Here is a 6,613-nt window from a genome sequence, read left to right as displayed (position 1 = left end):
GCGACATCCGACGCCCGGCTCGATACACGGCCTCGCAGGACCACAGTGTTAGACGGCGTCGACAGGCGACCACCACACAATTTTCACCCCCACAGGGCGACCGCAAGGTCAGATTGGCTCGTACGATGACGTTTCACTGGGGCCTCCTACATCTTGTGGCTCTACCGGCCAGGACCTGATTCCTGTCGGCAACCCACGTTCACATGCAGTGAGGCCCCAGCCTTCCCATACCGTCTAGAGTCGCTGGTGATCGCCGGGTTCGTGCGCGGCCTGTCGGTCCGCGACGTGGAGGCCACCCTGGTCGAAGCGCTCGGCGAGGCCGCCGCGGTGTCGAAGTCGACGGTGTCGCGGATATGCGAGGAGATCAAGACCCAGTTCGAGCAATGGAGCGCCCGCCGCCTCGACGACGTCGAGCTGGATTACCTGTTCCTGGACGGGTCGCACTTTAAGTACCACGCGAACGCGTCGGCCGAGCCGGTACTGGCAGCGTGGGGTATCGACACCGACGGCAAACCGGTGTTCGTCGGGCTCGATGCGGCCTCGTCGGAGTCCGGTGACGCCTGGGAAGGTTTCTTGACCGGGCTCGGCGAACGCGGCCTGGCGTGTCCGCTGCTGGTGATCAGCGACGGCGCACCCGGGCTGATCGGCGCGGTCGAGCGCACCATGGGCGCGGCGTTGCGGCAGCGCTGCCTGATTCATCGCGCCCGCAACATCTTGGCCAAGGTGCCTAAAAATGCGCAGGCGGACGTCAAAGCCGATTACTGGGCGATCTTCGATCTGCCTGAGGACGTCGAACCCGGCATCGACGCGGTCAAACTCGCCCAGAACAGGATCGAGGCGTTCGCCAAGCGCTGGCGGGACTCCTACCCGGCGGCGGTGCGCTGCCTGCTCGATGACCGTGAATCGCTAACGGTCTATCTCCGGCTTCCGCGCGAGCATTGGACCCGCGTGCGGCATTCGAACTTCATCGAGCGCACCTTCGGCGAGACCCGCCGCCGGGTCAAGGTGATCGGCCGGCTGCCCGGCGAGCACTCCTGCCTCAAACTGGTGTGGGCGGTACTCGACCGCGCTTCGGCCGGATGGCGCGGGTTCACCATGACCCCGGCCGGGCTGCGGCTGCTGGCCGACCTGCGCCGCGCACTGCACGACCCACCAGCCGAACTGCCGCAAAGGAATTCGGAAAATCACACCGAAACCAGCCTGGCGCCAACCAAACCTGTCAGCGCCACCGCATAAGATCATGGAGCAAGCGAGCGGAACCTACGTCAGGCCAAATTTACACCGCTCCTGGGACGCCACCCTTGCCCGCGAAGACGAAGTGAAACCGTGGGATTGAGTCACTGACAGGTTTCACTGAGACGTGAAACCGGTGACGTAGGTCACTTGGGAGAAGTTGACAGCACAGGCCCCGCCCAGCCAACCTGGGCGGGGCCTATTGCGGTGCACGAAGATACGACCGGGGAGAACAGTGAGCGACGCAGCGATCCAGCGGGTTGGGGTCGTCGGGGCCGGGCAGATGGGGTCCGGTATCGCCGAGGTCTCCGTCCGCGCCGGTGTGGGCGTGACGGTGTTCGAGCCGACCGAAGCGCTGATCACCGCGGGACGCAACCGCATCGTGAAGTCGTTGGAGCGTGGCGTCAGCGCAGGCAAGGTGACCGAGCGTGAGCGCGACCGCGCGCTCGCCAAGCTGACCTTCACCACAGACCTGAATGACCTGGCCGACCGGCAATTGGTGATCGAGGGCATTGTCGAGGATGAGGCCATCAAGGCCGAGATCTTCGCGGAGCTCGACCAAGTCGTCACCGATCCCGACGCAGTGCTCGCGTCGAACACCTCCAGCATCCCGATCATGAAGATCGCCGCGGCCACCAAGAACCCACAGCGCGTGCTGGGCTTGCACTTCTTCAATCCGGTCCCGGTGCTACCCCTGGTCGAGTTGGTCAGCACGCTCGTCACCGACGAAGCCGCCGCCGCCCGCACCGAGGAGTTTGCCGGTGTGGTGCTCGGGAAACAGGTGGTGCGCTGCTCCGACCGGTCCGGCTTTGTGGTGAACGCGCTACTGATTCCTTACCTGCTGTCGGCGATCCGGATGGTAGAGGCCGGGTTCGCCACTGTCGAAGACGTCGACAAGGCCGTTGTTGAATCGCCCCGGCGTGTCCGGACACTTCACTTCTTTTGAGAGTGAGAGTGAACGTCATGTCATCATCGAAGCCGTCAAACAACTATCCGCCCGAGTTGCGTGAGCGTGCGATCCGTATGGTCGCCGAGGTGCGGGGTGAGTACACCTCGGACTGGGCCGCGGCGCAGTCCGTGGCCGATAAGCTGGGCATTGGCACCCCGCAAACCGTGCTGAACTGGGTCCGCAAGGCGCAGGTGGATGCCGGGCGGCGTCCCGGTGTCACCAGCGCGGAGGCCGCCGAGTTGCGGCGGCTGCGCGCCGAGGTGAAGCAGCTCCGGCTGGCCAATGACATCTTGAAGACAGCGTCGGCGTTTTTCGCCGCGGCGGAGCTCGACCGCCGACTCGGCTGATCGTGGAGTACATCGACGGTCACGCCGGCCGGTTCGGGGTCGCGCCGATTTGCCGGGTGCTCAGTGCGCACGGCATCCCGATCGCCCCGTCCACCTATTACGACGCCCGCCGCCGGGAATCGGCACCGTCGCCGGCGCGGCGCCGCGACGCGGAACTGTGCGAGCACATCGCCCGGGTCCACGCAGAGAATTTCGGTGTCTACGGCGCCCGCAAGGTGTGGCTCCAGTTGAACCGGGAAGGGATCACGGTGGCCCGCTGCACCGTCGAGAGGTTGATGAAAGCCCTTGGGCTGCAAGGGGTGCGGCGCGGCAAAGTCAAGCGCACCACAATCGCTGATCCCGCGGCCGCGCGGGCGAACGATCTAGTGGGGCGCCGGTTCGGCCCCCTCGCGCCGAACGTGTTGTGGGTCGCCGACATAACCTATGTGTCGACGTGGTCGGGATGGGTCTACGTCGCGTTCGTCACCGACGCGTACGCCCGGCGCATCCTTGGCTGGCGCACCTCGACCTCGATGACCACGCAACTGGTCCTGGATGCCGTCGAGCACGCGATCTGGACCAGGGGCCGCCACGGCGTCGCCGATCTGGGCGGGGTGATTCATCACACCGACTATGCCGAGGTTTGCGTTAAGCCGAGGATTCGTGGAGATGGCCTGTAGTGGCGGGGGTTGCTTGCGGATTCCTCGGCTTAACGTTTCGGGCTGTGGTTAGCGTCCGTCGTATCTCTTCGTCTGTGGAAGGAGACGGCTATGGATATGACGGTCATACAGATCGGCGTGGTTGTTGTTGCGGAGTTGCGCTCGGCTGGCTACATGGAGTCGACCATCGCTCAGTACGCGAAGACGATCAGGGCGCTGTCTGAGTTCGCCTCGGAGCGTGTGTATTCCGTCGGGTTGGGCGCTGAATTCGCGTCTATGACGGTCAGTCCGCGCACTGGCCGGTTCAGCGCGCAGCGCCGGTTCGATTACCGGCGTCTGGTTGGCGTGTTCGACTCGTATGTGCGTACCGGCCGGGTGGACCTTTCGGTTCGTGGACGCGGCGGCGGGGGCCCGCGGCCCGGGGTGAGCGAGTTCGCTGCGCTGGATGCTGCCTGGGAAGCGGAGATGAGTCGTCGTGGTCTGGCGCCGGCCACGCGAGCTGCGTACGGGCGGGTGGCGCGCAACTACCTGGTGTTCCTGGAAGAACGCGGGATCGTTGAGCTCGGCGGCGCCGATGGCGCCAGTGTTCTGGCGTTCTTGGAGTCCCTGCTGGGCAGGTGGGCGAAGTCGTCCTTGTTTTGGGTGGTGTCGAACTTTCGCCCGTTCCTGAAGTTCACGGGCCGTACCGATTTGGTCGACGCGGTGAATCTGGCTGGTGTTAAACGTTTCCACGCGATTATCCCTGTCCTGGGTGATGACGACGAGGAGCTGGTGTTGCGCGCGTGCGCGGCGGGGGTGGTGAGTGCCCGGGACGCGGCGATCACACTGCTGGCCCTCACGACGGGATTGCGGGCCTGCGACATCGTTGAGCTGCGCATGGGAGATATCGACTGGCGTGGGCAGACGATCGGGATCGTGCAACAGAAGACGGGTAACCCGCTGACCCTGCCGCTGCCGGCGCTGGTGATGGGCAAGCTCGCTGACTATGTGCTCGACGAGCGACCCGGCTCGGGCGATGATCACGTGTTCTTGCGCTCGGTGGCCCCGCATACCCGGCTGGCCGATCATGCGTCGGTGCACAGGGTGACCGTTGAGACGTTCCGGAAAGCGGGAGTGACCGATGTCAAGGCTGGGACCCGGTTCCTGCGCCACAACGCCGCGTCGCGGCTGCTGGCCGCAGCGGTCCCGCTTCCGACGATCTCGGCCGTGCTTGGCCACGCCAGCCCGGAATCGACCAACCTCTATATGAGAGTCGACCGAGAGCGTCTGCTCGAATGCGTGCTCCCGGTTCCTGAAAGTGTGCGGCCATGAGCAGTCACGGTTTCACTAGCGCGTTCGCCACCGAGCTGGACGCGTACCTGGCGTTCAAGGCGAGCATGGGGTTCTGCGGCGCCTCCCGCATCTGGTACCTGAAAAAGTTCGACGGCTACTGCAGCGAACACGACCGGGCCGTGTTCGATAAGGACACCGTCGAAGGATGGGTGAGCGTTCAGCTGGAACGTTCGGGCCGGTACCGGTCGTGGCTGTCTTACATCCGCGACTTCGGACGGTGGCTGAAGGCGAACGGAGCCAACGACGCCTATGTGCTCTCCGACCGTTGGAAAGCCCCGTTCGTTGCTCCTCGCCCCTACCTGTTGACCCGGCGTGAGATCGAGTTGTTCTTCACCGCCGCATCACAGAGCGAGGCGCAGTCCCCGTGGCGATGGCAGGCGGTCGCGTTCTTCACGCTGATGCACTCGTGCGGGCTCAGGACCGGTGAAACCCGTGCCCTGCAGACCGGGCAGGTCGACCTGGATGGCGGGCATATCGACATCGTCTGGTCCAAGGGAAATCGTAGCCGCAGACTGCCTTTGACCGGTCAGGTCATCGAGATCCTTAATGCTTGCGATCGAACATCGCGTGCACACTTCGCCTCGCGTCGGACGTTCTTCGTCTCCGCCGCCGGCAACCAGGTCACCCCGGCAACAGTCGGAAAGATGTTTAGTCGCATCTGGGACCAGGCCGGACTGGCCCGGCCCGCGGGCGGCCAGCAGCCGCGGCCATACGACTTCCGGCACCATTTCGCCTACGCCGCCATCGAACGATGGATGAGGCAGGGCAAAGATGTCGCCGCGATGCTGCCTTACCTGTCCCGCTATATGGGCCACGCGACCTTTGACAGCACCTACTACTACATTCACACCTCTCCCGACTTCATGGACGCCTACGCCCAGATCACCCGGAAGAGCCAGTCACTGCTGCCGGAGGTGGGATTCGAATGAGACGCGACCCGAGAACCGACGCCCCGGACTTCTTCAGATTCGCCCGTGACTACCTGCACGCCTACATGCCCAAGACCAGGGGACTCTCGCCGACAACGATTGAGGCGTACCGGATCAGCCTGGAGTGCTTCCTGGGCTACCTCACCGAGACCGAGCATGTGGAACGCGACCGCGTCAGTTTCGACCACTTCGATCGCCAGCACCTGAAAGGATGGCTGACCTGGATGACCGATCAGCGGCGCTACTCGCCCAAGACCGTCATGTTGCGTCTGAGCGCGGTTAAAGCGTTCCTGGCGTACGCGTCCCATGAAGACATCACCCTCGTCGCGCTCAGCCAGGCAGCCAAGGTCCTCAAGGCCCCGATTCACCCCAAGACGCCCATCGAGTACCTCACCGAACCCCAAACACGGGCGTTCCTTGCCGCGTTCACCGGGCAGACGACGAAATCCCGCAGGAATCGGATGCTGCTCATCCTGCTGTATGACACCGCTGCACGCGTGGGCGAGATCACTGGCCTGACCCTGCAGGATCTCTGCCTGACCGAGCCCGGGCACGTCATCCTCACCGGCAAAGGAAACAAGACCCGCATCGTGCCGCTCACCGAGAAGACAATCGATCATCTGCGCGTCTACCTCGCCGAGTTCCATCCCAACCCCGCGAAACTCCCCGCAACACGGCCGGTGTTCTACAGCCTGCACCACGGACGACCCGCCGAACTGTCAACCGACACGATCTCGGCCGTGCTCAAGCAAGCCGCCGCAGCCGCGCGCAACGAGTGTCCCTCGGTCCCCGAGAACATCCACTGCCACTTGCTGCGCAAGACCAAAACCATGGACCTTTACCAGCAGGGGATCCCACTGCCGGTCATCATGCGACTCCTCGGCCACGAAAACGCCTCCACCACAACAGCGTTCTACGCATTCGCGACCCTGGACATGATGCGAGAAGCCATCAACGCGGCCACCCCCACGATCAACACCCTGGCCACCGAACCGCTCACCGAAGACAAACTCCAAGCCCTCTACAGTCTCCGATAGCTCCCCGAAACGTTAAGCCGAGGAATTCCTCAGCGAACCCCGCCCGAACAGGCCACCCCACGATTCCTCGGCTTAACGCAAACCTCGGCATAGTCGGTGTTAATCCGAACTCGGCTTAACACCCACGCCCGCAGTCAATATACTTCGG

3 protein-coding genes, 3 pseudogenes and 1 other annotated feature are annotated in these 6,613 nt (G+C 64.1%); all 6 genes and pseudogenes read left to right on the top strand.

The genetic code is table 11. The features are described from left to right. Nucleotides 1-234 precede the first annotated feature (234 nt). A pseudogene (locus ACLP9N_RS03975) lies at nt 235-1,236 on the top strand (IS256 family transposase); the annotation flags it as partial. A 232-nt stretch (nt 1,237-1,468) separates the two neighbouring features. After that, nucleotides 1,469-2,140: pseudogene (locus ACLP9N_RS03970) on the top strand (3-hydroxybutyryl-CoA dehydrogenase); the annotation flags it as partial. 56 nt (nt 2,141-2,196) lie between these two features. Next, nucleotides 2,197-3,140, top strand: a pseudogene (locus tag ACLP9N_RS03965) (IS3 family transposase); the annotation flags it as partial. Beyond that, nucleotides 2,487-2,618 (top strand) — a sequence feature (AL1L pseudoknot). It overlaps the preceding pseudogene by 132 nt. 138 nt (nt 3,141-3,278) lie before the next feature. Next, nucleotides 3,279-4,478, top strand: coding sequence for a tyrosine-type recombinase/integrase (locus ACLP9N_RS03960; RefSeq protein WP_442406169.1), 1,200 nt, complete (start codon nt 3,279-3,281; stop codon nt 4,476-4,478). Further along, nucleotides 4,475-5,428: a tyrosine-type recombinase/integrase gene (locus tag ACLP9N_RS03955; RefSeq protein WP_442406168.1), complete on the top strand. Its 954-nt coding sequence runs from the start codon at nt 4,475-4,477 to the stop codon at nt 5,426-5,428. The genes ACLP9N_RS03960 and ACLP9N_RS03955 overlap by 4 nt, the downstream gene beginning before the upstream one ends. Continuing rightward, a complete protein-coding gene (locus ACLP9N_RS03950) occupies nt 5,425-6,465 on the top strand; it encodes a tyrosine-type recombinase/integrase (RefSeq protein WP_442406167.1) in 1,041 nt (346 codons plus the stop codon). The genes ACLP9N_RS03955 and ACLP9N_RS03950 overlap by 4 nt, the downstream gene beginning before the upstream one ends. Nucleotides 6,466-6,613 lie beyond the last annotated feature (148 nt).

The organism is Mycobacterium sp., assembly GCF_052144515.1.
Lineage (GTDB): Bacteria > Actinomycetota > Actinomycetes > Mycobacteriales > Mycobacteriaceae > Mycobacterium.
The sequence above is the reverse complement of the archived record's forward strand: the minus strand, read 5'-3'. Positions and strand labels throughout refer to the sequence as shown.

Excerpts from the sequence above, each read along its gene's own strand:
- ACLP9N_RS03955 (WP_442406168.1), top strand. The coding sequence starts at position 4,475 with ATGAGCAGTCACGGTTTCACTAGCGCGTTCGCCACCGAGCTGGACGCG.
- ACLP9N_RS03950 (WP_442406167.1), top strand. The coding sequence starts at position 5,425 with ATGAGACGCGACCCGAGAACCGACGCCCCGGACTTCTTCAGATTCGCC.
- ACLP9N_RS03960 (WP_442406169.1), top strand. The coding sequence starts at position 3,279 with ATGGATATGACGGTCATACAGATCGGCGTGGTTGTTGTTGCGGAGTTG.